We start from the raw sequence: 22,849 nt of genomic DNA on the forward strand, positions 1-22,849 counted from the left end.
TCAGTCCAGCGCCGACGCCGGCCCGAAGAACTCGTAGCGCGCCTGTTGATCCGGAACGCCCAGTGTGCGGAGCGCGCGCCTGACTTGCTGCATGAAAGGCTTCGGCCCCAGGAAATAGGCATCGATGTCGCGCGTCGTGCCGGGCAGCCATTGGGCGAGCTTCTCCGCATCGATGCGCCCCACCGCGTGCGGTGCATCGGCCTTGTCGGCGGGATCGGGGGCTTCCTCGTAGCAATAGAAGCGCTGGAGTTGCGGGTACTTGTGCGCCAGCGCATCGATGGTCCGCCGAAACGCATGGGCGCCGCGCGTGCGTGCGCAGTGGATGAAGTGCACGGTGCGTGACGTCTTCAGTGCTTCTTCGAGCATGGCGAGCGTCGGGGTGATCCCGACGCCGCCGCTGATCAGGACCAGTGGCCGGTCGCTGGGCGTGAGCGTGAACGCGCCGGCCGGCGGATACAGCTCGATCGTGGCGCCTTCCCGCACGTCGTCATGAAGGTGATTGGAGGCCAGTCCGCCGGCTTCCCGCTTCACACTGATGCGATAGGTCTTGCCGTTCGGCGCCGCCGACAGCGAATAGTTGCGACGGATCTCCTCGCCGTCCACCAACAGCCGCAGGCCGATGTACTGGCCGGGCTGGAAGTCCAGCACTGGTTTGCCGTCGGCGGGCGCCAGGTAGAAAGATGTGATCGCGTCGCTCTCGACTTCCTTGCGGACGACCTTGAAGTCGCGTCCGCCACGCCAGCCGCCCGGCGCCACTTCGCTGGCGTCGTAGACGGCCTTCTCGGCGCCGATCAGGATGTCGGCAAGTTGTCCGTAGGCAGCTGCCCAGGCGTCGATGACTTCGTCGGTCGCGATCTGCGGGCCCAGCACTTCGCGGATCGCGCGCAGCAGGCATGCGCCCACGATCGGGTAGTGCGACGGCTGCACCTGCAGGGCGACGTGCTTGTTGACGATCTGCGCGGCCAGGTCGCCCAGCGCTTCGAGGCGATCGATGTTGCGGGCGTACATGAGCACGCCATTGGCGAGTGCACGCGGTTGGTCGCCGCTGACCTGGTGGGCTTGATTGAAGAGAGGGCGGACTTCCGGATGCTCGCTCAGCATGATGCGATAGAAGTGCGTCGTGAGCGCTTCGCCTCCCGTCTCCAAAAGAGGAACGGTGGCAGTAACGATGGACTTCTGTTGTCCGGTGAGCATGGGAGATCCTTCAATGAAAAGTGGCGATGCACCAAACAGTGCAAGCAACGTTCCAGCCGGACGATTCATATGAATCAATGACTTATGAAGTGATGATGTCTTTTTGACGCGCATACGATAAGGTCCTTTTGACATCATTGTGTCCAAATGACATCCCAGCCGCTGCTCAAGGCCATCATTCCGCTGGTGGCCGACATCTCGCGCGAACTGCCCGGCGCCGAGCGCTATCGCCGGTTGCTGGAAGCACTGCGTGTCCTGTTGCCTTGCGATGCGGCCGCGTTGCTTCGGCTTGACGACGGCTGGCTCCTGCCGCTGGCCGTCGACGGCTTGAGCGCCGACACGCTGGGCCGGCGCTTCCGCATCGAAGAGCACCCGCGCTTCGCGGCGCTGCTGGAGGCGAATGGGCCGTTGCGCTTTGCCACGGACAGCGCACTGCCCGATCCCTATGACGGCCTTGTAGAGGGCGTCGAAGGGCATCTGCCGGTGCACGACTGCATGGGCTGCGTGATCCACCTGGATGAAAAGCCGTGGGGCCTGCTGACGCTGGACGCGCTGGCGCCCGAGCGGTTCTCGAGCGTCGAGCTCGATGCGCTGCAGTCCTTCGGTAGCCTGGCTGCGGCCACGGTCAGCGTGGCCGGGCACATCGAACGGCTGGAATCCCGCGTCGAGTACGAGAGCCAGCGGGCCGAAGGCTTTCGCCTTGCCGCCAAGCCGCGCGAACGAACGCTGATCGGCCGCAGTCCCGCCATGCGGCAGCTTCAAAAGGAGATCGGGCTGGTTGCCGGCAGCGAGCTGTCGGTCCTCATCCAGGGAGAAACCGGCGTCGGCAAGGAACTGGTCGCCGAGGCGCTGCATGCGGCTTCCCCGCGCGCAGCGCGGCCCATGATCAGCCTGAATTGCGCCGCGCTGCCGGAAACCCTGGTCGAGAGCGAGCTTTTCGGTCACGTCAGGGGTGCATTTACAGGTGCCGTCGGCGAACGGCCCGGCAAGTTCGAATTGGCCGATGGCGGCACGCTCTTTCTCGACGAGGTCGGCGAACTGGCGTTGCCGGTCCAGGCGAAGCTGCTTCGCGTGCTGCAGAGCGGACAGCTGCAGCGGCTGGGCTCGGATCGCGAGCACCGCGTCGATGTGCGCCTGATCGCGGCGAGCAATCGCAATCTCGCGGAAGAGGTACGCGCGGGACGCCTGCGAGCGGATTTCTATCACCGCCTGAGCGTCTATCCGCTGCAGGTTCCTCCGTTGCGGGAGCGGGGGCGCGACGTGCTCCTGCTCAGCGGCTTCTTCCTCGAGGAGAACCGGTCACGACTTGGGCTCGGGGGCCTTCGGCTGGATGGAAGCGCTCAAGCCGCCTTGCTGGCCTATGAATGGCCCGGCAACGTGCGTGAACTCGAACACCTGCTGGGACGCAGCGCGCTGAAGGCGCTGGGTCGCCACGCGCAGCGGCCGCGCATCCTGAGCCTGGTGGCGGAAGACCTCGATCTGCCGGAGCCGCAAGGCCGCAAAGACCGGGAAACCGACGTTTCGAGCGAAGCCAAGCACACCAAGGCAGCGCCGAACGAGCACTTGAGCGATGCGGTGGAGAGTTTCAAACGCGAACTCATCACAGCGGCCCTTGCGCGACACAACAACAACTGGGCCGCGGCGGCGCGGTCGCTCGGCATGGACCGCGGCAATCTCGCCCGGCTCGCGAAAAGACTCGGCATGCCGGCGGACAAGCCCGCCTGATGGGACGTCAGTCCCGCGCGCGCCGGTGCGGCACCTCGATCAGAAGGTCCGGCCGGAAATTCTCCGACTCGCCCTTGGCCATGTACCCCAGCGGATTGGCCACCACGCGGCAGCCGTCCTTCACGTAGTCGAACTGGCAGTGCAGGTGCCCGTGCAACCAGAGATCGGCGCGCGGCAGCAATTCGTCCAGACTGTTGCAGAAGCCTGCCGTGCCGGGGCTCAGCCCATAACGTGGATCGGCGCTCGCCAGCGTCGGCGCGAAATGCGTGATCGCGACGGTGATGCCGTCGAAGTCTTCGGCCAGAGCGTCGCGCAGCCACGCCTGACACATTAGTGAGTGCTCCCTCAAGGGTTCTGCGAGGAATAGCTCTCCCGCCCGGAGCGTGGCGGCCTTTTCGAGATAGAAGTTGGCGGCGCGCATCGCCTTGCCGCGCTTCTTGAACGCCTCGGCCATGCTGTCCGTCGGTTCGACGAGCGCGTCGAAATCGGCCCAGAGCGTCGTGCCGATGAAGCGGATTCCGTCGATGACGAGGGTTTCGCGTTCCAGCCATCCGATGTCCAGCGCGTCGCAAGTCTCACGCAGGCGCGTGTGAATCTCGTCGAAGTCGGCGTTGTCGTACTCGTGATTGCCCGGAACGTAGAGGACTGGCACCGGCCACCCATGCCGAGGGGAGAAGCGGGTCAGCCCGAAATCCGACTCCAGCAGCCTCGAACCGGATTGATAGGAGCCGATGTCGCCCGCGAGCACCAGAAGATCGGCGCCCGGCGCCGGCGCGATCTCGAGATTCGGATGGACTTCGATGTGCAGGTCGGAAAGCAGCTGTAGCTTCATGAATGCAGTCTAGGTGATGACATCATGCGCGGCGCGCATAAAGTCCGACTTGGAATATTGGGGAAAACCCTTAATATTGGGATCATCGTTACTTCCAGCGCGCGCAACATGCCGCGCACCATCATGTTCAGCTTGATTGCCCAAGTGGCACATTTCTTCCTCTCTTCCAACGCCGCGACTTCCAATCCGGCCACCGCCTTGATGGAAAGCGCCGACGTCCGCGCAGGCCTCGATGCCCATCATGCCCAGGAACTGCGCGCGGCTGCCAGCGCCTGGCTCAGCGTCATCCGCTGATCGACCTCCTGCCCAGCGGCGATCCCTCGAACGCGGAGCCTGCTGATCGCAGCAGCGCCTGCCGAAGCCATTCGTGGGCGTGCGCATGCTGTGCGCGGCGGTGCCACAGTGCGTCCACGTGCACGTGGGGCTGATCGAAGGGCAAGTCCCGCAGGACGAGCTGATCGTCGATGCCCGTGACGCGAACGAAATGGCGCGGCATCACGGTCAGCAGATCGGAATTCGCGACCACGCGGCCCGCCGTGAAGAATTGATTGACCGTGACCACGATGCGCCGCTCGCGCCCCAGCGCTCCCAGCGTCTGGTCGATGAAGCCATATGGGCGGCCCGAAAAGCTGACGAGCAAGTGCCGCGCCGCGCAGTAGCCGTCGAGCGTCAACGGCGCTGCGGCGAGCGGATGATCGCGCCGCATCACGCACACGTATTCGCCCACATAGAGGCGCTGCGTCTCGAAGGGCGTGCCGTCGCCTGACTGACCTCGCGCAGCCAAGCTGGCGACGACGGCGGGAAAGTAGCCGATCGCAACATCGACCTCTTCGTTCTCCAGCATTCGACGCGGGTCGCGCGTGGTGAGGGGCAACACCCGCAGCGAGACCGAGCGCGCCTCGTTTTCCACGATCTTGATCAGGCCCGGCATGAGTTCGGCGGCGGTCGCATCGGCCATCGCGAGAAGAAAGGTCGTGTCCGCACCGCTGGCGTCGAACTCGCCGGGGGCCAGGGTGTGCTGCAACTGCCTTAATGCATCGCGGACGGTGGGCCAGAGCGCCATGGCACGTGGTGTCGGCTCGATACCGGGCCCGGATCGGCGCACGAGTTCATCGCCTAGCACCTCGCGCAGTCGTCGCAGCGAGTTGCTCACCGCAGGCTGCGTGATGGAGAGATTTCGCGCGGCGCGCGTGAGGTTTCGCTCCGCCATGACCTCGTCGAAGACGCGAAGCAGGTTGAGGTCGAGTGTTCGGAAGTTAATGTCCATCATGAATGTGAATGATAGGCATCAGGAAGATAAATTAGATAAACACTAGGGTAACCCCTAATATCACCCCATCGACTCCGGACCTTCGTCCATTTTTTGGAGGAACGCATCATGACCAACTTCGTACACGTAGATACCCCCGCAACCCATCCCGGCGTCGTTCGCGCCGAGGCCGTGATCGAGCGCATTCGCCGCTCGCGCCGCAACTTCGACAGCTCGCGCGGCCTCGCGGCCTTGCTGCTTGCCGCTATTGTTTCGTCATTGCTCGTCGTGGCCGACAAGCTCATGTCAACCACGGAAGAGGGTGGGCTGCTCGTGGCTTGGGTCGTGCTCTGGGGTGTGGCGTTCGTCGGCCTGGCGCTCTTTGCCGGCACTGCCCGTTCGTTGGCGATCCGTGCCCTGACGGCCACCCGCAAGGCGGCGCGTCGTCGCGCAGCGGCGCGCGCGGACGAGAAATTCATGGCTTACGCCAAGCACGATCCCCGCATCCTGCGCGATCTGCAAGTGGCTGCCTCGCGCCAGGAAGCCGCGCGATTCGCCGCCGCCGATGATTCCGCGGACGCGGTGCCTTCGTTCCGCAACGCGTTGCGCAGCATCGGCTACTACTGATCGACTCCCCCGCTCAGGCAACAAACAAAAAGCCGCCCTTGGGCGGCTTTTTGCTTGTCTGCGAGAGACTCAGGCTGCGAGACGCTGCTCGATGGCTGCCTTGGTGGCCGGCAATTCCTTCGGCAGATGGTGCGCCAGTTGCTGGAACAGCTCTGCATGCAGCTTCAGCTCGGCCTGCCATGCCGCCTTGTCGATGCTGGTGACGGTGTCGAACTGTTCGGCGCTGAAATCCAGCCCGGTCCAATTCAGGTCTTCATAACGGGGGCTGACGCCGAACACGTGCTCGCTGCCTTCGGCCTTTTGATCGATGCGGTCGATCATCCACTTCAGCACGCGCATGTTCTCGCCGTAGCCGGGCCACACGAACTTGCCGTCGGCGCCCTTGCGGAACCAGTTGGTCGTGTAGATCTTCGGCAGGCGCGCGCCAGAGGCTTCGAGCTTCTTGCCGAGGTCGAGCCAGTGCTGGAAGTAGTCGCTCATGTTGTAGCCGGCAAACGGCAGCATCGCAAACGGATCGCGTCGGACCACGCCTTGCTGCCCGGCCGCTGCGGCCGTCGTCTCCGAGCCCATGGTCGCGGCCATGTAGACACCCTCGACCCAGTTGCGGGCCTCGGTCACCAACGGAACGGTGGTCGAGCGGCGGCCGCCGAAGATGAAGGCGTCGATGGCGACACCCTTCGGATCGTCCCATGCCTCGTCGAGCGCCGGATTGTTGATCGCCGCGACGGTGAAGCGCGCGTTCGGATGCGCGGCCTTGGCGCCGGTTTCCTTCGCGATGGCGGGAGTCCAGTCCTTGCCTTGCCAGTCAATCGCGTGCGCGGGGGCTTCGCCCATGCCTTCCCACCAGACGTCGCCGTCATCAGTCAGCGCCACGTTGGTGAAGATCACGTCGCGCTCCAGGCTGGCCATGCAGTTCGGGTTGGTCTGCAAGTTGGTGCCGGGTGCCACGCCGAAGTAGCCCGCCTCGGGGTTGATGGCGTAGAGCTTGCCGTCGGCACTGGGCTTGATCCATGCGATGTCATCGCCGATGGTCGTGACCTTCCAGCCTTCGAAACCGGCCGGCGGAATGAGCATTGCGAAGTTGGTCTTGCCGCAAGCGCTGGGGAATGCCGCTGCCACGTGGCGCTTCTTCCCTTCGGGGCTGGTGACACCCAGGATCAGCATGTGCTCGGCGAGCCAGCCTTCGTCACGGCCCATGTTCGATGCGATACGCAGCGCGAAGCACTTCTTGCCGAGCAGTGCGTTGCCGCCGTAGCCCGAGCCGTAGCTCCAGATCTCGCGCGTCTCGGGGTAGTGGACGATGTACTTGGTCTTGTTGCAGGGCCACGCCACGTCTTTCTGGCCGGCTTCGAGCGGTGTGCCGACCGTGTGGACGCAGGGCACGAAATCACCTTCGTCGCCCAGCACGTCGTACACGGCCTTGCCCATGCGGGTCATGATCTTCATGTTGACGGCCACATAGGGGCTGTCGGACAACTCGATGCCGATGTGCGCGATCGGCGAGCCCAACGGGCCCATGCTGAAGGGCACGACGTACATCGTGCGGCCCTTCATGCAGCCGTCGAACAGCGGCTGCAGCGTCGCGCGCATTTCAGCCGGGGCCATCCAGTTGTTGGTGGGACCGGCGTCTTCCTTCTTCGCGGAGCAGATGAAGGTGCGGTCTTCGACGCGCGCGACGTCGCTCGGATCGGAAGTTGCCAGGAAGGAGTTCGGCCGCTTGACGGGATTCAGCTTCTTGAGTGTGCCGGCATCGACCATGAGTTGGCAGAGGCGGTCGTATTCCTCGGTGCTGCCGTCGCACCAGTGGACGGCGGCGGGCTTGCACAGCGCGGCCATCTCGGCCACCCAGGCGATCAGCTTGGCGTTCTTGACGTAGGAGGGTGCCTGCATGGCGAGACCCTTCAGCGGTGCGTTCATCGATATCTCCTAAGTTGAAAATCGTCTTTTCGAAGGGGACTCGGCGCCGCGGACGGCGAGATCCATTTGAAAAAACGTTTCAGTCTCTGAAGAGTGGGGCCGGATGTCAGCCAGTACGGACCGCAAACTGAGGCCGGACTGCGCCGACCTGCGATTCTTCCTGCGCCAGTGAGGACACGGGGTACCTACTTGGGCGCGGAACGGATCAAGCCATGAAGATGGCGATGGAAGCCAGGAGCAGCATCAATACCCCGCCGACGATCGGCAAGACCAAGGGCATGAGATGGACGATCGACTCGACCGCGTCCTTTTCGACGGCAGCCGCATGGCTGGGCTCAATGGGGGTTGTAGGGTTGGACATTGGAATTCCTCGGGTTCTCGGGACTGACGGCATTTTACCGGTGGGCCGCTACGTCACCGTCTAGGGGGTTGCCAGACCCTCAGTGCTGCTCGATCGCCTCGAATCCCGCTGTACGCAGGGCGTCGAGAACGCCGGACAGATGCTCGCGCCCACGTGTCTGGAGCACCAGTTCGACGTCGACGTTCTGGGCCGCCAGCATGGTGAACGCGCGCTGATGGTGTACTTCGTCGATGTTGGCGCCCGCTTGCGCGACAGTGGCCGTGATCTGGGCCAGGGAGCCGGGCACGTCGCGCGCACTGACGCGTACGCGCGCCAGCCGTCCCGCCCGCACCATGCCGCGCTCGATGATCGCCGCCAGCAGCAGGGGATCGATGTTTCCACCCGAAAGCACGAGGCCGACGCGCTTGCCCTTGAAGCGTTCGGGATGCCTGATCAGCGCCGCGAGACCCGCGGCGCCCGCACCCTCGACCAGCGTCTTCTCGATTTCGAGCAGCATCAGGACCGCCTGCTCGATGTCGCCCTCGTCGACGAGCAAAAGGTCGTCGACCAGCCGGGCGATGATCTCCTGCGTCAACACGCCCGGCGTACCGACGGCGATGCCCTCGGCGATCGTGTTGGTGCCCTGCGGGTGGTTGGTCCCCTTGACGGCGTTCACCATGGCCGGGAAGCGCCGGGTCTGGACTCCGACGATTTCGATGTCCGGCTTGCGCGCACGTGCTGCGACCGCCATGCCGGCGATCAGTCCGCCGCCGCCGACCGACACCACCAGGGTATCGAGGTCTGGTACGGCGTCGAGCATCTCGAGGGCGATCGTTCCCTGTCCGGCAATGATCGCGTCGTCGTCATACGGGTGAACGAAAGTCAGGCCCTCGCGTTCCGCCAACTCCAGCGCGTGGGCGCGTGCGCTGTCGAGCGTGTCGCCGTGCAACACCACCTCGGCGCCGAAACCCCGGGTCCTTTCGATCTTCACCCCTGGCGTGAAGCGCGGCATGACGATCAACGCGCGCAGGCCCAGGCGTTGCGCGTGATAGGCCACGCCCTGTGCGTGGTTTCCCGCGGACATGGCGATCACGCCGCGCGTTCCGCCTTGGGAAAGGTCGACGAGCTTGTTACAGGCGCCTCGTTCCTTGAACGAGGCCGAGAACTGCAGATTCTCGAATTTCAGGAACACCTGGGCGCCGACGATTTCCGACAGCGTCCGCGATTCCACGCACGGCGTTTCGAGTATTTGCCCTCTGAGGCGCGCTGCCGCGCGCTCGATGTCTTTGATATCCACCATCGCCAGCATTGTGGACGGATTCGCAACATCCGGGTTTTTACCCGTTTCGAGGCTTCCCGAAGCCAAAAGTCTGCGCTATGGTCGCTCCCAGATTCGTTTTCTCCTGCTCTGGAGTTTGCTCAATGGTCAAGCGGTCCGGCGTCGATGTAGTGGCAGCGGCTTCCCGCGGCCATGCATTGCCTTCGCCCGGACTCAAGGAAGCACCGGTGCTCGAACTGATGTGTTCGCACTTCGTGCTCACGCTGGCGGCCAAGCAAGGCCCCAGATTCAACGTTCGTCGCGATCTCAACGGCCTTCTGTCGCTCACAGGTCGCCACCTGGTCTGGCCGACGCCGGTGTTGCTGCGGCTGCGGGAGTTCCTGAGCCGCCGATGCGCCGGCAACGACGTCTGGAAGGGCGTCGAGGACTTCGACGGCCGCACGCTGCTGGAGCGCCACGGCGTCTGGCGCGGGCCCTATGAAGAGGGCACCCTCTTCTTCTATCTCGACGAGTACGCCAAGGACCAGCCGAAGGACCTGCTGTCGGTCCTGTCGGTGACGCGCGACTGGCTGACCCACGCATTGCGCAAGCAATCGACGCTGGTCGAGAAGAACATCGACGCGCTGGCGGGGCTGCTGCAGCTCAACAAGGCCGAGCGCGCACTGCTGCTGTACGGCACCCTGGCGCGTTATCAGCGCGACCTGCGTTCGCTGCTGGTCGAGTTCAAGGTCAACAACGCACCCGAGGCCTACGCCGCCATCGCGGAGGTGGCCGGCGTCAACGCGAGCGATGTCGGCGAAGCGCTGCGCGCCGGATCACGGCTCGAACGCATCGGCCTGGTCGAGAACCTGATCTCCGAGCACAACATCACCGACCTGGCCGATCTGATGAAGGTCAGCGAAAAGCTCCCGCCGGTGCTGATGCGCGAATACCGCGACCGCAACGAACTGATGGCCGTGTTCACGCGCCCGTCCGCCAAGAGCGCCCTGTCGGTTCAGGATTTCTCGTTCGTCGAGGACGATGCGCAGATGCTCGTCACGCTGCTGCGCGCGGCGGTGATGCGCAAGGAGCCGGGCGTCAATGTGCTGCTCTACGGCCCGCCCGGCACCGGCAAGACCGAACTCGCCAAGGTGGTCGCGCAGGCCGCGGGGCTGGAGTTGTTCGAAGTCGAATACGCGGATCGCGACGGCAATTCGCTGTCGGGCCGCGATCGCTACCGCTCGCTGCAGATCGCGCAGGTATTCCTGAAGGGCAGCGAGCAGGCGGCGCTCCTTTTCGACGAAGTGGAAGATGTGTTTCCGCCGATCAGCACCGAGGCCGCGCAACTCATGGCGCGCGCCGAGCAGATCCCTTCGCCCACGAGCGGGAGCGTCAGCGGCAAGGCCTGGGTCAATCAGATCCTCGAATCGAATGCCGTGCCGACCTTGTGGGTCACCAACCGCATCGAACAGATCGATCCGGCCTTCCGTCGCCGTTTTGCCTATCACCTGGAACTCAAGTCGCCGCCGCCCGGCGCGCGCGAGCAACTGGTGCGCAAAACCCTCGAGGGCGTCTCGGTGTCGGATGCTTTCACCGCCAAGCTGGCGGGGCGCAAGGGCCTGACGCCCGCGCAAATCCGCACGGCCGTCCGCTTTGCCGAATTGGCGATGACCGAAGGCGACTCGGTCGAGCGTCTGATCGAGCGCCAACTCAAGAATGCCGACCTCGCACTCGGCACGCTCGACGGCCTGGGCGCACGGCGCAGTGTCACGACCTACGACCTTGAGATGCTCAACGTCGAGACCCGTTTCGAAATACCGCGCATCGTCGAAGCCCTCAAGGTGCGTGGGCATGGAACCCTGTGCTTCTACGGCGCGCCCGGCACCGGCAAGACCGCGCTGGCAGAGCACCTTGCAAAAGCGGTCGGCCGCCCGCTGATCATCAAGCAGGCGAGCGATCTCATGAGCAAGTACGTCGGCGAAACCGAACAGAACATGGCCGCCATGTTCAAGGAAGCCGAGGCCGAGAAGGCCATCCTGCTGCTCGACGAGGCCGACAGCTTCCTGCAGGATCGCCGGGGTGCGCAGCGCACTTACGAAGTGACGGAAGTGAACGAGATGCTGCAGGGCATGGAACGCTTCGACGGCATCTTCGTCTGCACCACCAACCTGCTCGACCGCCTCGATCAGGCGGCGCTGCGGCGCTTCACCTTCAAGATCAAGTTCATGCCGCTGACCAGCGATCAGCGTGAACGCATGTTCATCACCGAAGCGCTCGCCGGCGACGCCACGCTCATGACGAGCGAAATCCGGCTTCGCCTGGCCAGGCTTTCCCAGCTGTGCCCCGGCGATTTCGCGGCCGTGAAACGTCAAACGGATATCCTCGCGGTCGAGTTCTCGGCGGCCGAGTTCCTGGACCAGCTCGACGCCGAGCATCGAATCAAGCCCGAAGTGCGCGAGTCGCGCGGCATCGGCTTCGTTCAGTAATCCAACACACTGACTGCAGCGGGATTCGCCGCGCGTGGGAGGCGATCGATGAAGAGTGTCCGTACCTTGGGCGCGGTGCGTTGCGCCACGTCCGTGGCCGTGCTGGCGGCGTTTGCAGCGCTGACTGCATGCGGGGGAGGCGGAGGTGGTGGGGGCGCTGTCGTGTTGCCGGTGGCGACGCCTGTCGTGACCCCGAACGATCCGATCGTGGCCTCGTCCACCGTTGCGGGTCAGTGCGCCGCGCCGCGCATGGGCGTCGATCCCGACACGGGCGCTGCCTTCCCGGATCACCCCGGTTCGGCTGTCACGGAGAAAAGCTGGGTTCGCGGCTGGATCGATGAAACCTACCTGTGGTTCGACGAAGTGCCGACCACGCTGGCGGCGGCTGACTACGCAACGCCCATCGCGTACTTCAACGTGCTCAAGACCCCCAACCTGACTGCCAGCGGCCGGCCGAAGGATCGCTTCCACTTCACGCAAGACACGGCGGATTATCGAGCGCTGTCGCAGAACGGCATCGAGATCGGCTACGGCCTCGAACTGGCATTCCTGAGCGCCGCGCCGCCGCGCGATCTGCGTGTGGCCTACACGGAACCAGGGTCGCCGGCGGACCAGGCGGCGATCGCCCGCGGTGCGAAGGTGGTGACGATCGACGGCATCGACGTCGCCAACGGCGCGGACGTCGCCGGACTCAATGCCGGCCTCAGTCCCACGCACGAAGGCGAGGCGCACAGCTTCACGCTGCGCGCGGCGGATGGCAGCGACCACGCGGTGACGCTCACTTCAACCCGGATCACCCGCACGCCCGTGCAACATGTGACGACGATCGCCACGGCCAGTGGCCCCGTCGGATACATGCTTTTCAACGACCACATGGCCACGGCCGAGGCGCAGCTCATCGCGGCCGTCAATCAGCTCAAGGGTGCCGGCATCGCCGACCTGGTGATCGACATGCGCTACAACGGCGGTGGCCTGCTCGACGTGGCGAGCGAACTGGCCTACATGATCGGCCCCGCCAGCGCGACGGCCGGCACCGTGTTCGAGCGCCTGCAGTTCAACAGCAAGAACCCCTTCGGATTCACTCCGGCGCAGGCCACGCTGCCTTTCCATTCAACCACGCGCGGCTTCTCGACAACGGCGGGCCAGCCCCTGCCGAAGCTGGGACTGTCGCGCGTCACGGTGCTGACCGGGCCGGACACCTGCTCGGCGAGCGAATCGGTGGTCAACAGCCTGCGGGGTGTGGGCGTGACGGTCAATCTGATCGGCGGCACGACCTGCGGCAAGCCCTATGGCTTCTTTCCGCAGGACAACTGCGGCACGACCTATTTCGCCATCCAGTTCCAGGGCGTCAACCAGAAGGGCTTCGGCGACTACGGCGACGGCTTTGCGCCGACCTGCGCAGTGGCGGACGATTTCGACCATGCCCTGGGCGATCCGGCGGAAAGCCGCTTGGCCGCGGCATTGAGCTTCCGAAGCAACGGCGCTTGTCCGGCGGTCGCGGCGAGCAAAGTCGATGCCGCACGCAGCAAGGCGGAGGTGGGCGGTGTGCCGTATCTGATCCGGTCGCCCGTGCGCGAAAACCGGATCGTGGCGCCGCCGGGCGCGAACCCTGGCTAGAACGCCGCGCAGACGCGGAGAACATCCGCGCCGTAGGCTTCGAGCTTCTTGCTGCCGATCCCGCTGATGCCCTGGAGGTCTTCGGGTGTGGCCGGCGCGCGTTCTGCAATGGCCGCGAGCGTGGCGTCATGAAAGATCACATAGGCAGGCAAGTTGTGCTCGCGCGCGACCTCGCCGCGCCAGGCCTTGAGCGCGGCGAAGCGGGCCTGAGCCTGCGCATCGAGCGTGGCGGCGGCCGGCGACGGCGCGCCGCGAGCCGTCTTTTCGCGCCGCGATTTCCGTTCCGCGGGCTGTGAGACCGATTCGCGCAGCATCACCTTCGTCTCGCCCTTCAGCACGGCGCGTGAGCCGTCGGTGAGCTGCAGCGTGTTGTAGGCCTGCGCATCGACCGAGAGGGCGCCCGTCGCGATCAACTGCCGCAGCACGCCGCGCAACTGCGGCTCGGTGAACTCGCTGCCGATGCCGAAGGTGCTCACCCGTTCGTGCCCGAACTGCTTGACCTTCTCCGTCGCCTTGCCGCGCAGGATGTCCATGATGTGCCCCGCGCCGAAGCTGATGCCGCTTTGCTGCTGCACGCGATAGATGGTGGAGAGCAGCTTGCGCGCCGCATCGGTGCCATCCCACACCTGCGGCGGCGTGATGCAGTTGTCACAGTTTCCGCAGGGCGTGCTCTTCTCGCCGAAGTACCCGAGCAGCCGCACGCGCCGGCAATCGCTGGCCTCGGCGAGCGACAGCAGGGCGTCGAGCTTGCCGCGCATCACCTGCTTGAAGTCTTCGCCGGCGGGGCTCTCGTCGATCATGCGGCGCTGGTTCACCACGTCCTGCAGTCCGTAGGCCATCCAGGCGTCGGCCGGTTCGCCGTCGCGGCCGGCGCGGCCGGTTTCCTGGTAGTAGCCCTCGATGTTCTTCGGCATGTCCAGGTGCGCGACGAAGCGCACATCGGGCTTGTCGATGCCCATGCCGAAGGCGATCGTCGCGACCATCACGACGCCTTCGTCGCGCAGGAAACGGTCTTGGTGCTTCTGGCGCACTGCAGCGTCCAGGCCTGCGTGGTAGGGCAAGGCGTTGATGCCTGCATCGCTCAGTGTCTGGGCCACATCCTCGACGCGCTTGCGGGACTGGCAATAGACGACACCCGCGTCGCCCTCGTGCTCGCGCTCGATGAAGCGCAGCAGCTGCGTGGTCGCGTCCTTTTTCTCGATGATCGTGTAGCGGATGTTCGGCCGGTCGAAGCTGGAGACGAACTGGCGCGCCTCTTCAAGCTGAAGGCGCTCCACGATGTCCGCGCGCGTGAGCGCATCGGCCGTCGCGGTGAGCGCGATGCGCGGCACGCCGGCATAGCGTTCGTGCAGCACGGTCAGCGCGCGGTATTCCGGTCGGAAGTCGTGGCCCCACTGGCTGACGCAATGCGCCTCGTCGATCGCGAACAGCGACAACTTGCCGCGCTCATGCAGCGAATCGAGCTGCGACAGGAAGCGCGGCGTCGTCACGCGCTCGGGCGCCGCATAGAGCAGGGTGATCTCGCCGCGCAGCATGCGGCGTTCGACGTCCTGCGTCTGTTCCCAATCCAACGTGGAGTTGAGAAAAGCCGCATCGACGCCTGCTTCGTGCAACGCGCCGACCTGATCGTGCATGAGCGCGATCAGCGGCGACACAACCACCGCCACGCCGTGGCCCGCGCGTTGCCGTGCGATCGCTGGGATCTGATAGCAGAGCGACTTGCCGCCGCCCGTGGGCATCAGCACCAGCGCATCGCCGCCGGCAGTGACGTGATGCACGATCCCCTGCTGGGGTCCGCGGAATTGCGCGTAACCGAAGACCTCGTGAAGGATCAGTTCCGGCGCGGCTGCATGGGATTCGGAGGGCAAGGCTGACAAGGCGGCTGTGGTTCTCGTTGGGTGCTGGAGCGAGCACGCGCACCTCCCGTGCGCGCGAACCCCATTGTCTCCGAAGGTCTTCCGCCGGCTGGCACGGCGTTTGCGAACCAGAGTCCTGTTCGTTGCTTTGCATCCTGTCTAGACAGCTTCTGGTGCATGAAACCGCTTTCCTGCACTGGGAAGGGGCAACGCGGCTCTTGATCTGAACCGCGATTCCGGGTTAACCTGTATATACAGGTGCATCGCAGCGAAAGAAACTCGGCGTCCTGCTGGTATCCGCGCCTCATGCGGTCCAGGGAGCCGAACTTTTTTTGAAACGCAACAGGAGAACCTAGATGGTCAAGTCGGTCGGAAAAATCGCCTCGCTGGTCGCGGCAGGGGCATGCGTCGCGGCCATGGCGGCGAACGCCAGCGCGGAAGAAACCAAGATCGTGCTCGGCATGTCCGGCTGGACCGGCTTCGCGCCGCTCACGCTGGCGGACAAGACAGGCATCTTCAAGAAGAACGGCCTCGACGTCGAAATCCGCATGATCCCGCAGAAGGACCGCCATCTGGCCGTGGCTTCGGGTGCCGTGCAGTGCGCGGCCACCACGGTCGAGACGCACGTGGCCTGGAACGCCAACGGCGTGCCGATCGTGCAGATCTTCCAGATGGACAAGTCCTACGGCGCCGACGGCATCGCGGTTCGCAATGACGTCAAGACCTTTGCCGACCTGAAGGGCAAGGCAGTCGGCGTCAGCGCGCCGGGCACCTCGCCTTACTTCGGCTTGGCGTGGATGCTCAACAAGAACGGCATGAGCATGAAGGATGTGAAACTGGTCTCGCTCGAGCCGCAGCCCGCTGCCCAGGCCTTCGTCGCCGGCCAGAACGACGCCGCGATGACCTATGAGCCGTATCTCTCGACCGTGCGCTCCAATCCGACCGCCGGAAAGATCCTCGCGACGACCCTCGATTACCCGATGGTGATGGACACGGTCGGCTGCGCGCCGACCTGGCTCAAGTCCAACGCCAAGGCTGCGCAGGCGCTGACCAATTCGTACTTCGAGGCGCTGGAGATGATCAAGAACGATCCGGCCAAGGCCAACGAGATCATGGGTGCGGCGGTCAAGCAGTCGGGCGAGCAGTTCGCCAAGTCGTCGGCCTACCTTCGCTGGTCCGACAAGGCGGCCAACCAGAAGTTCTTCGCCAACGACATCATGCCGTTCATGAAGGATGCGCAGGTCATCCTGCTGGAGTCGGGTGTGATCCGCAAGGCGCCGGACGACCTGAACGCCACTTTCGACACCAGCTTCATCAAGTAAGAGCGCATCATGGACGCGACGCCTGTCATGAACTCATCCAAGCCGGTGATCCCCGTAGGGGCGGTCGCGTCGACGGCGCCTCGCCGGCGCCGGGCGCTGGCCCCGCTCGAACCCGTCAGCGCGCGAGCGCGCTGGCTGCTCGGACTGGGCTTCTTCGTGGTCTTCGTGGTCGTCTGGAGCTTCTTCACGCTCGGCGGCTTCGTCTCGCCGACCTTCCTTGCCAGCCCCATCACCATGGTCAAGGAGGGCGTGAACCTCTTCACGCAGTACGACTTCAGCCACGACATCGGCATGACCGTGTGGCGCGTGTTCGGCGGCTTCGTGCTTGCCGCCATCGTCGCGGTGCCGCTCGGGATCGCGATGGGCACCTGGAAGAGCGTCGAAGCCTTCTTCGAGCCCTTCGTGTCGTTCTGCCGTTACCTGCCTGCCTCGGCCTTCATTCCGCTGCTGATCCTTTGGGCCGGCATCGGCGAAGCGCAGAAGCTGCTGGTGATCTTCATCGGCTCGGTGTTCCAGATCACGCTGATGGTGGCCGTCACCGTGGGCAGCGCACGGCGCGACCTCGTCGAGGCGGCCTACACGCTGGGCGCCAACAGCCGCGGCATCGTCCTGCGGGTGCTCATCCCGGGCGCCGCGCCGGGCATCGCCGAGACGCTGCGCCTCGTGCTGGGCTGGGCCTGGACGTACGTCATCGTCGCCGAACTGATCGGTTCGTCCTCCGGCATCGGGCACATGATCACCGACAGCCAGGCGCTGCTGAACACCGGGCAAATCATCTTCGGGATCATCGTCATCGGCGTGATCGGCCTGATTTCTGACTTTGCTTTCAAGGCGCTCAATCGCCGCCTCTTCGCCTGGAGCACCATCTGATGAACCAGCTTTCCATTCGCGGTGTTTCGCGCACCTTCACCGGCACGCGCGGCCAGAAGACGCAGGCGCTGCTGCCGATCGACTTCGATGTGCGCGAGAACGACTTCGTCACCATCCTCGGCCCTTCGGGCTGCGGCAAGTCCACATTGCTGCGCATCGTCGCCGGCCTCGACTACCCGACCGAAGGCCGCGTGCTGCTCGACGGCCAGACCATCGAAGGCCCGGGCGCCGATCGCGGCGTGGTGTTCCAGAGCTACACGCTCTTCCCGTGGCTCACGATCGCGCAGAACATCCGCTTCGGCCTGCGCGAGCGCGGCATGAGCGAGGCCGAACAGAAGGAGCGCAGCGACTTCTTCATCGCCAAGGTCGGGCTGCGCGGCTTCGAGAACCACTTTCCGAAGCAGCTTTCCGGCGGCATGCAGCAGCGCACCGCGATTGCGCGCGCGCTCGCCAACGATCCGAAGATGCTGCTGCTCGACGAGCCCTTCGGCGCACTGGACAACCAGACCCGCGTTCTGATGCAGGAACTGCTTCTCGGCATCTGGGAGTCGGCGCGCAAGACGGTGCTCTTCGTCACGCACGACATCGACGAGGCGATCTTCATGGCGAACCGCGTGGCCGTGTTCAGCGCGCGGCCCGGCCGCATCAAGTCGGAGATCGCGGTCGACTTTCCGCATCCCCGTCACTACACGATCAAGACCTCGCCCGAGTTCATGGAGATCAAGGCGCGCCTCACCGAAGAGATCCGCGCGGAATCCATGGCCGCGGCCGAGCACTGATACAGCCTGAAAAGAAGAAGCCATGACCGCCTCCAGCCTTCGCAAAGCCGCCGACGCACGCGCGCACGCAACCCTGCCCGCGATGGCGCTCTACGAGCAGGTCAAGGCCTTCATCACGCACAAGATCCAGGACGGCTCCTGGGTGGCGGGCCATCGCCTGCCATCCGAAAGCGAACTGGTCGCGCAGTTCGGCGTGGCCCGCATGACCGTCAATCGCGCGCTGCGCGAACTGGTGGAGCAGGGCCGCATCGTGCGTGTAGCGGGCGTGGGCAGCTTCGTCGCCGAGGACAAGCCCCAGTCGACGCTGCTGCAGATCGCCAACATCGCGAGCGAGATCCGCGCGCGCGGCCACGACTATCGCTGCGAGTTCCTGGTGGCCGAGCGCATCGCGGCTTCGCCCGACGTCGCTGTGTGGCTCGACCTGCGGCCCGGCGAATCGGTCTTCCATACCGTTTGCCTGCATCTCGAGAACGACATCCCGGTGCAGCTCGAAGACCGCTACGTCAATCCGCGCGTGGTTCCGAATTTCCTCGAACAGGATTTCTCGGCGATCCCGCCGAGCGAATTCCTGGTGCGCAACGTGCCGTTCGACCAGATCGAGCATGTCGTCGACGCCGTGCTGCCGACGCTCGAGCAGGCCGAACGCCTCGACATGGCCGGGACCGATCCGTGCCTGCTGCTCACGCGACGCACCTGGACACGCACCACGCCCGTGACGATGGTCCGCTGCCTGCATCCCGCATCGCGCTACCGCCTCGGCAGCCGGTTCCGCGCCGACGGCAATCCCAGCATCGGTTAGGACGGGTCCGTCCGCCTCACATTTTTTGACGCCCCTACTTGTATAGACAGGATCCCTCATGGACAACGCTTCTCTCACCACCGCGCCCATCGTGCTGACGCCCGGCGAAGTCGATCTGGCCACGCTGCGCCGCGTGCACGCGGGCGGCGAGCAACTGGCGCTGCATCCGACGGCGCGTGCCGGCCTGCTGGCCGCACAAGCCACGGTGCGCAAGATCGTCGAATCCGGCGACGTGGTCTACGGCATCAACACGGGCTTCGGCAAGCTGGCGCAGACCATCATCCCGACGGAACGTCTTGCCGAACTGCAGCGCAATCTGGTGCTCTCGCACAGCGCCGGCACGGGCGAGCCGCTCGCGGCGGGCGTCGTGCGCCTCGTGCTTGCGACCAAGGCCGTGAGCCTGGCGCGCGGCCATTCGGGCGTGCGGCCCGAAATCGTCGATGCGCTGCTCAGCCTGTGCAATGCCGGCCTGCTGCCGCGCATCCCGTCCAAGGGCTCGGTCGGCGCATCGGGCGACCTTGCACCGCTCGCGCATCTGGCCTGCGTGCTGATCGGCGAAGGTGAAGTCACGACGCCCGAGGGCGATGTCATTGGCGGCGCCGAGGCGCTCGGCCGCATCGGGATTGCACCTTTCGTGCTCGGCCCCAAGGAAGGACTCGCGCTGCTCAACGGCACCCAAGTTTCGACGGCGCTCGCGCTGGCCGGCCTCTTCGGCGCCGAGGATGTCTTCGCAGCCGGCATGATGGCCGGCGCGCTGTCGCTCGAAGCCATCCAAGGTTCGATCAAGCCCTTCGACGCCCGCATCCACGCTGCACGCGGACAGCCGGGCCAGATCGCAGTGGCTGGTGCCATGCGCACGCTGCTTGAAGGCAGCGAGATCGTCCCTTCGCATGCCGACTGCGGACGCGTGCAGGACCCGTATTCGATCCGCTGCGTGCCGCAGGTGATGGGCGCCTGCCTCGACAACCTCGCGCATGCCGCGCGCGTGCTGCGCATCGAAGCCAATGCGGCGTCGGACAACCCACTCGTCTTCGACAACGGCGACGTGATCTCCGGCGGCAACTTCCACGCCGAGCCGGTCGCCTTCGCCGCCGACATCATCGCGCTCGCAGTGAGCGAAGTCGGTGCGATTTCCGAGCGCCGCATGGCGCTGCTGCTCGACAGCGGCCTGTCAGGGCTGCCGCCATTCCTCGTGCGCGACGGCGGCGTCAACTCCGGTTTCATGATCGCGCAGGTCACGGCCGCGGCGCTCGCGTCGGAGAACAAGTCGCTCGCACACCCCGCCAGCGTCGACAGCCTGCCGACTTCGGCCAACCAGGAAGACCATGTGTCGATGGCCACGTTCGCGGGCCGTCGTCTTGCCGACATGGTGGAAAACACCGCAGTGGTCGTCGGCATCGAAGCGATGGCCGCCGCGCAGGGCATTGAGTTGAAACGCGGACCAAAGAGCTCGCCGCTCCTCGAAGCCGAATTCGCCGCGATCCGCGAGCGCGTCGCCTTCATCGACCAGGACCGTTTCCTCGCCACCTCCATCGAAGCGATGCGCACGTGGGCGCGTCAGAGCCAGTGGCCCGAGGCCGTGCAGTCCATCCTGCCCAGCCGCATCTGAATTAACGATCAAGTTCCGTCATCGAAAGGACACTTCGCCATGAACGCACCCGACAAATTCCTCGCCGCCAAGGCCGACCCCCGCCATGACGCCAGCCGCGTGATCCGCGCGCCGCGCGGCAGCACGCTCAACTGCAAGAGTTGGCTCACCGAGGCGCCGTTCCGCATGTTGCAGAACAACCTCGACCCCGAGGTGGCGGAACGCCCGCAGGACCTCGTGGTCTATGGCGGCATCGGCCGTGCGGCGCGCGACTGGGCCTGCTTCGACCAGATCCTCGCGTCGCTCAAGGAACTCAACGACGACGAGACGCTGCTCATTCAATCGGGCAAGCCCGTGGGCGTGTTCAAGACGCACGAGAACGCGCCGCGCGTGCTGCTCGCGAACTCGAACCTCGTGCCGAAGTGGGCCACGTGGGAGCACTTCAGCGAGCTCGATCGCAAGGGCCTGATGATGTACGGCCAGATGACCGCCGGCAGCTGGATCTACATCGGCAGCCAGGGCATCGTGCAGGGCACCTTCGAGACCTTCGTCGAAGCGGGCCGGCAGCACTACAACAACGACCTCACGGGCAAATGGATTCTCACCGCGGGTCTCGGCGGCATGGGCGGCGCGCAGCCTCTGGCGGCAACGCTCGCGGGTGCGGTCTCTCTCAACATCGAATGTCAGCAGGCCAGCATCGACTTCCGCCTGCGCACGCGCTATCTCGACAAGCAGGCGAAGGACATCGATGACGCCATCGCGCTCATCAAGCAGCACACCGAGGCCGGCGAGGCGGTGTCCATCGGCCTGCTGGGCAACGCGGCCGAAATCCTCCCTGAACTGGTGAAGCGCGCGAAGGCCGGTGGCATCAAGCCCGACCTCGTGACCGACCAGACCTCCGCGCACGACCTCGCCAGCGGCTACCTGCCGATCGGCTGGACGCTCGCGCAATGGGAAGCCGCCAAGGCCGATCCGACGCAGCATCCGACCTTGCGCAAGGCGGCCGCCAAGTCCTGCGCGGTGCACGTGCAGGCCATGCTCGACTTCCAGGCGATGGGCATCCCGACGGTCGACTACGGCAACAACATCCGCCAGGTCGCTTTCGATGAAGGCGTGAAGAACGCGTTCGACTTCCCCGGCTTCGTGCCGGCCTACATCCGGCCGCTGTTCTGCGAAGGCAAGGGCCCGTTCCGCTGGGTGGCGCTCTCGGGCGACCCGGAAGACATCTACAAGACCGACGCCAAGATCAAGGAACTGTTCCCTGAGAACAAGCACACGCACCGTTGGCTCGACATGGCGCGCGACCGCATCGCATTCCAGGGCCTGCCGGCGCGCATCTGCTGGCTGGGCTTGGGCGAACGGCACGTTGCGGGTCTGGCGTTCAACGAGATGGTGAAGAACGGCGAGCTCAAGGGCCCGATCGTGATCGGCCGCGACCACCTGGATACTGGCTCGGTCGCCAGCCCCAACCGTGAGACCGAATCCATGAAGGACGGCACCGATGCCGTGTCCGACTGGCCGCTTCTCAACGCGCTGCTCAACACCGCGGGCGGTGCGACCTGGGTCAGCCTGCACCACGGCGGCGGCGTGGGCATGGGCTATTCGCAGCACTCTGGCGTGGTTATCGTCTGCGACGGCACCGACGCGGCGGCCAAGCGCATCGAGCGCGTGCTCTTCAACGACCCGGCGACCGGCGTGATGCGCCATGCCGATGCCGGCTACGACATCGCGATCGCGACGGCGAAGAAGCAGGGGCTGAACCTGCCGATGATCAAGTAAGCGCAGCGATCCGACGCAACGTGGCACTGCACCGCTTCGACATCGCCTCGCTGTCCGCGACCCCGTGGAAGAACGGAGGCGGCGTGACGCGCGAGATCGTGTGCTCGCCGCCTGGCGCGGGCATGGAAGGCTTCGACTGGCGCGTGAGCATCGCGACGATCGACAAGGCGGGGCCGTTCTCGGCCTTTGCCGATGTCGATCGCGTGATCATGCTGTTGGAGGGTGCCGGTGTTCATCTTCGTTCGCGCGATGGGCGAATCGACCATCGGCTCGACGTTCCGCATGCGCCATTCGCCTTTGGCGGTGACGTGGCGCTGGATTGCGAGTTGCTCGGCGGCGCCTCGACGGACTTCAACGTGATGACGCGCCGCGGCCGCCTGCGCGCGGAGGTGCGCGTGCTGCGCGAAGGTGGCGACATCGCGCCTGCCGGACACGGGCTGCTGCTGGCGTTGCGCGGGCATTGGCGATTGAATGACATCGATTGCGAGCCAGGCACCGGCCTCTGGTGGGACGGCGAAGTGCACGGGTGTCAGGCCGCCTCGCGCGACGTCGACGCCGCGCTCATCGCGGTGCAGATCGAATCGACAACGACAGGCTCCGGCGAATGAACA

19 protein-coding genes are annotated in these 22,849 nt (G+C 65.3%); 12 read left to right on the top strand and 7 right to left on the bottom strand.

Translation table 11 applies throughout. The features are described from left to right. Positions 1-1,194, bottom strand: coding sequence for an NO-inducible flavohemoprotein (hmpA, locus tag AC1DN9_RS24160; protein WP_478104256.1), 1,194 nt, complete (start codon positions 1,192-1,194; stop codon positions 1-3). Positions 1,195-1,341: 147 nt separating this feature from the next. Here hmpA and norR point away from each other — a divergent pair, with 147 nt between their 5' ends. After that, entirely contained in the window at positions 1,342-2,919 is a 1,578-nt protein-coding gene (norR, locus tag AC1DN9_RS24165; RefSeq protein WP_478104257.1) for a nitric oxide reductase transcriptional regulator NorR, read from the top strand. Between the two features lie 7 nt (positions 2,920-2,926). On the opposite strand, the gene AC1DN9_RS24170 is transcribed toward norR, so the two are convergent. Next, the gene (locus tag AC1DN9_RS24170; protein ID WP_478104259.1) at positions 2,927-3,751 is read right to left on the bottom strand and encodes a metallophosphoesterase; all 825 of its coding nucleotides are present in this window, start codon (positions 3,749-3,751) and stop codon (positions 2,927-2,929) included. A 24-nt stretch (positions 3,752-3,775) separates the two neighbouring features. Between AC1DN9_RS24170 and AC1DN9_RS24175 the strand changes: the two genes are divergently transcribed. Continuing rightward, positions 3,776-4,045, top strand: a complete 270-nt coding sequence (locus tag AC1DN9_RS24175) for a hypothetical protein (protein ID WP_478104261.1) — start codon at positions 3,776-3,778, stop codon at positions 4,043-4,045. On the opposite strand, the gene AC1DN9_RS24180 is transcribed toward AC1DN9_RS24175, so the two are convergent. Beyond that, entirely contained in the window at positions 4,035-5,018 is a 984-nt protein-coding gene (locus AC1DN9_RS24180) for a LysR family transcriptional regulator (protein WP_478104326.1), read from the bottom strand. The two genes, AC1DN9_RS24175 and AC1DN9_RS24180, sit on opposite strands and share 11 nt — an antisense overlap. A 111-nt stretch (positions 5,019-5,129) precedes the next feature. Between AC1DN9_RS24180 and AC1DN9_RS24185 the strand changes: the two genes are divergently transcribed. After that, a complete protein-coding gene (locus AC1DN9_RS24185) occupies positions 5,130-5,627 on the top strand; it encodes a hypothetical protein (RefSeq protein ID WP_478104263.1) in 498 nt (165 codons plus the stop codon). Between the two features lie 69 nt (positions 5,628-5,696). Here the strand turns inward: AC1DN9_RS24185 and AC1DN9_RS24190 are convergent, their stop codons facing one another. The 3 genes from AC1DN9_RS24190 to AC1DN9_RS24200 all read right to left on the bottom strand — a co-directional run bounded on the left by AC1DN9_RS24190 (position 5,697) and on the right by AC1DN9_RS24200 (position 9,184). Further along, positions 5,697-7,544, bottom strand: coding sequence for a phosphoenolpyruvate carboxykinase (GTP) (locus tag AC1DN9_RS24190; RefSeq protein WP_478104265.1), 1,848 nt, complete (start codon positions 7,542-7,544; stop codon positions 5,697-5,699). A 205-nt stretch (positions 7,545-7,749) separates the two neighbouring features. Next, the gene (locus AC1DN9_RS24195; RefSeq protein ID WP_478104267.1) at positions 7,750-7,905 is read right to left on the bottom strand and encodes a hypothetical protein; all 156 of its coding nucleotides are present in this window, start codon (positions 7,903-7,905) and stop codon (positions 7,750-7,752) included. A 79-nt stretch (positions 7,906-7,984) separates the two neighbouring features. After that, positions 7,985-9,184 carry a threonine ammonia-lyase gene (locus tag AC1DN9_RS24200; protein ID WP_478104269.1) on the bottom strand — a complete coding sequence of 400 codons (1,200 nt, stop codon included), beginning with the start codon at positions 9,182-9,184 and terminating at the stop codon, positions 7,985-7,987. Positions 9,185-9,306: 122 nt separating this feature from the next. Between AC1DN9_RS24200 and AC1DN9_RS24205 the strand changes: the two genes are divergently transcribed. Then, positions 9,307-11,628 carry an ATP-binding protein gene (locus AC1DN9_RS24205; RefSeq protein ID WP_478104271.1) on the top strand — a complete coding sequence of 774 codons (2,322 nt, stop codon included), beginning with the start codon at positions 9,307-9,309 and terminating at the stop codon, positions 11,626-11,628. A gap of 48 nt (positions 11,629-11,676) precedes the next feature. Beyond that, positions 11,677-13,245: a S41 family peptidase gene (locus AC1DN9_RS24210; protein WP_478104273.1), complete on the top strand. Its 1,569-nt coding sequence runs from the start codon at positions 11,677-11,679 to the stop codon at positions 13,243-13,245. On the opposite strand, the gene recQ is transcribed toward AC1DN9_RS24210, so the two are convergent. Next, entirely contained in the window at positions 13,242-15,113 is a 1,872-nt protein-coding gene (gene recQ / locus AC1DN9_RS24215; protein ID WP_478104275.1) for a DNA helicase RecQ, read from the bottom strand. The two genes, AC1DN9_RS24210 and recQ, sit on opposite strands and share 4 nt — an antisense overlap. A gap of 344 nt (positions 15,114-15,457) precedes the next feature. Here recQ and AC1DN9_RS24220 point away from each other — a divergent pair, with 344 nt between their 5' ends. Genes AC1DN9_RS24220 through AC1DN9_RS24250 form a run of 7 tightly spaced genes read left to right on the top strand, consistent with a single transcriptional unit; the run spans position 15,458 to position 22,846 of the window. Further along, positions 15,458-16,423 (top strand): ABC transporter substrate-binding protein, encoded by a 966-nt coding sequence (locus tag AC1DN9_RS24220; RefSeq protein WP_478104276.1) that lies wholly within the window; start codon positions 15,458-15,460, stop codon positions 16,421-16,423. 27 nt (positions 16,424-16,450) lie between these two features. Continuing rightward, complete coding sequence (locus AC1DN9_RS24225) at positions 16,451-17,293, top strand: ABC transporter permease (RefSeq protein WP_478104328.1); 843 nt, start codon at positions 16,451-16,453, stop codon at positions 17,291-17,293. Continuing rightward, a complete protein-coding gene (locus AC1DN9_RS24230) occupies positions 17,293-18,072 on the top strand; it encodes an ABC transporter ATP-binding protein (RefSeq protein WP_478104278.1) in 780 nt (259 codons plus the stop codon). Before AC1DN9_RS24225 ends, AC1DN9_RS24230 begins: the two co-directional genes overlap by 1 nt. Before the next feature lie 22 nt (positions 18,073-18,094). Beyond that, positions 18,095-18,871 carry a histidine utilization repressor gene (hutC, locus tag AC1DN9_RS24235; RefSeq protein ID WP_478104280.1) on the top strand — a complete coding sequence of 259 codons (777 nt, stop codon included), beginning with the start codon at positions 18,095-18,097 and terminating at the stop codon, positions 18,869-18,871. A gap of 58 nt (positions 18,872-18,929) precedes the next feature. After that, entirely contained in the window at positions 18,930-20,480 is a 1,551-nt protein-coding gene (gene hutH / locus AC1DN9_RS24240; RefSeq protein WP_478104281.1) for a histidine ammonia-lyase, read from the top strand. Between the two features lie 39 nt (positions 20,481-20,519). After that, positions 20,520-22,238 carry a urocanate hydratase gene (gene hutU, locus AC1DN9_RS24245; protein WP_478104282.1) on the top strand — a complete coding sequence of 573 codons (1,719 nt, stop codon included), beginning with the start codon at positions 20,520-20,522 and terminating at the stop codon, positions 22,236-22,238. A gap of 26 nt (positions 22,239-22,264) precedes the next feature. After that, positions 22,265-22,846, top strand: a complete 582-nt coding sequence (locus tag AC1DN9_RS24250; RefSeq protein WP_478104330.1) for a HutD/Ves family protein — start codon at positions 22,265-22,267, stop codon at positions 22,844-22,846. The last annotated feature ends 3 nt before the right edge of the window (positions 22,847-22,849 follow it).

It is taken from the genome of Variovorax sp. 05L425, assembly GCF_056397705.1.

Bases quoted from the DNA above. Each gene is read 5' to 3' on its own strand.
- hmpA (WP_478104256.1), bottom strand. From the start codon at position 1,194: ATGCTCACCGGACAACAGAAGTCCATCGTTACTGCCACCGTTCCTCTT.
- norR (WP_478104257.1), top strand. From the start codon at position 1,342: ATGACATCCCAGCCGCTGCTCAAGGCCATCATTCCGCTGGTGGCCGAC.
- AC1DN9_RS24170 (WP_478104259.1), bottom strand. From the start codon at position 3,751: ATGAAGCTACAGCTGCTTTCCGACCTGCACATCGAAGTCCATCCGAAT.
- AC1DN9_RS24175 (WP_478104261.1), top strand. From the start codon at position 3,776: ATGCGCGGCGCGCATAAAGTCCGACTTGGAATATTGGGGAAAACCCTT.
- AC1DN9_RS24180 (WP_478104326.1), bottom strand. From the start codon at position 5,018: ATGGACATTAACTTCCGAACACTCGACCTCAACCTGCTTCGCGTCTTC.
- AC1DN9_RS24185 (WP_478104263.1), top strand. From the start codon at position 5,130: ATGACCAACTTCGTACACGTAGATACCCCCGCAACCCATCCCGGCGTC.
- AC1DN9_RS24190 (WP_478104265.1), bottom strand. From the start codon at position 7,544: ATGAACGCACCGCTGAAGGGTCTCGCCATGCAGGCACCCTCCTACGTC.
- AC1DN9_RS24195 (WP_478104267.1), bottom strand. From the start codon at position 7,905: ATGTCCAACCCTACAACCCCCATTGAGCCCAGCCATGCGGCTGCCGTC.
- AC1DN9_RS24200 (WP_478104269.1), bottom strand. From the start codon at position 9,184: ATGGTGGATATCAAAGACATCGAGCGCGCGGCAGCGCGCCTCAGAGGG.
- AC1DN9_RS24205 (WP_478104271.1), top strand. From the start codon at position 9,307: ATGGTCAAGCGGTCCGGCGTCGATGTAGTGGCAGCGGCTTCCCGCGGC.
- AC1DN9_RS24210 (WP_478104273.1), top strand. From the start codon at position 11,677: ATGAAGAGTGTCCGTACCTTGGGCGCGGTGCGTTGCGCCACGTCCGTG.
- AC1DN9_RS24220 (WP_478104276.1), top strand. From the start codon at position 15,458: ATGGTCAAGTCGGTCGGAAAAATCGCCTCGCTGGTCGCGGCAGGGGCA.
- AC1DN9_RS24225 (WP_478104328.1), top strand. From the start codon at position 16,451: ATGAACTCATCCAAGCCGGTGATCCCCGTAGGGGCGGTCGCGTCGACG.
- AC1DN9_RS24230 (WP_478104278.1), top strand. From the start codon at position 17,293: ATGAACCAGCTTTCCATTCGCGGTGTTTCGCGCACCTTCACCGGCACG.
- hutC (WP_478104280.1), top strand. From the start codon at position 18,095: ATGACCGCCTCCAGCCTTCGCAAAGCCGCCGACGCACGCGCGCACGCA.
- hutH (WP_478104281.1), top strand. From the start codon at position 18,930: ATGGACAACGCTTCTCTCACCACCGCGCCCATCGTGCTGACGCCCGGC.
- hutU (WP_478104282.1), top strand. From the start codon at position 20,520: ATGAACGCACCCGACAAATTCCTCGCCGCCAAGGCCGACCCCCGCCAT.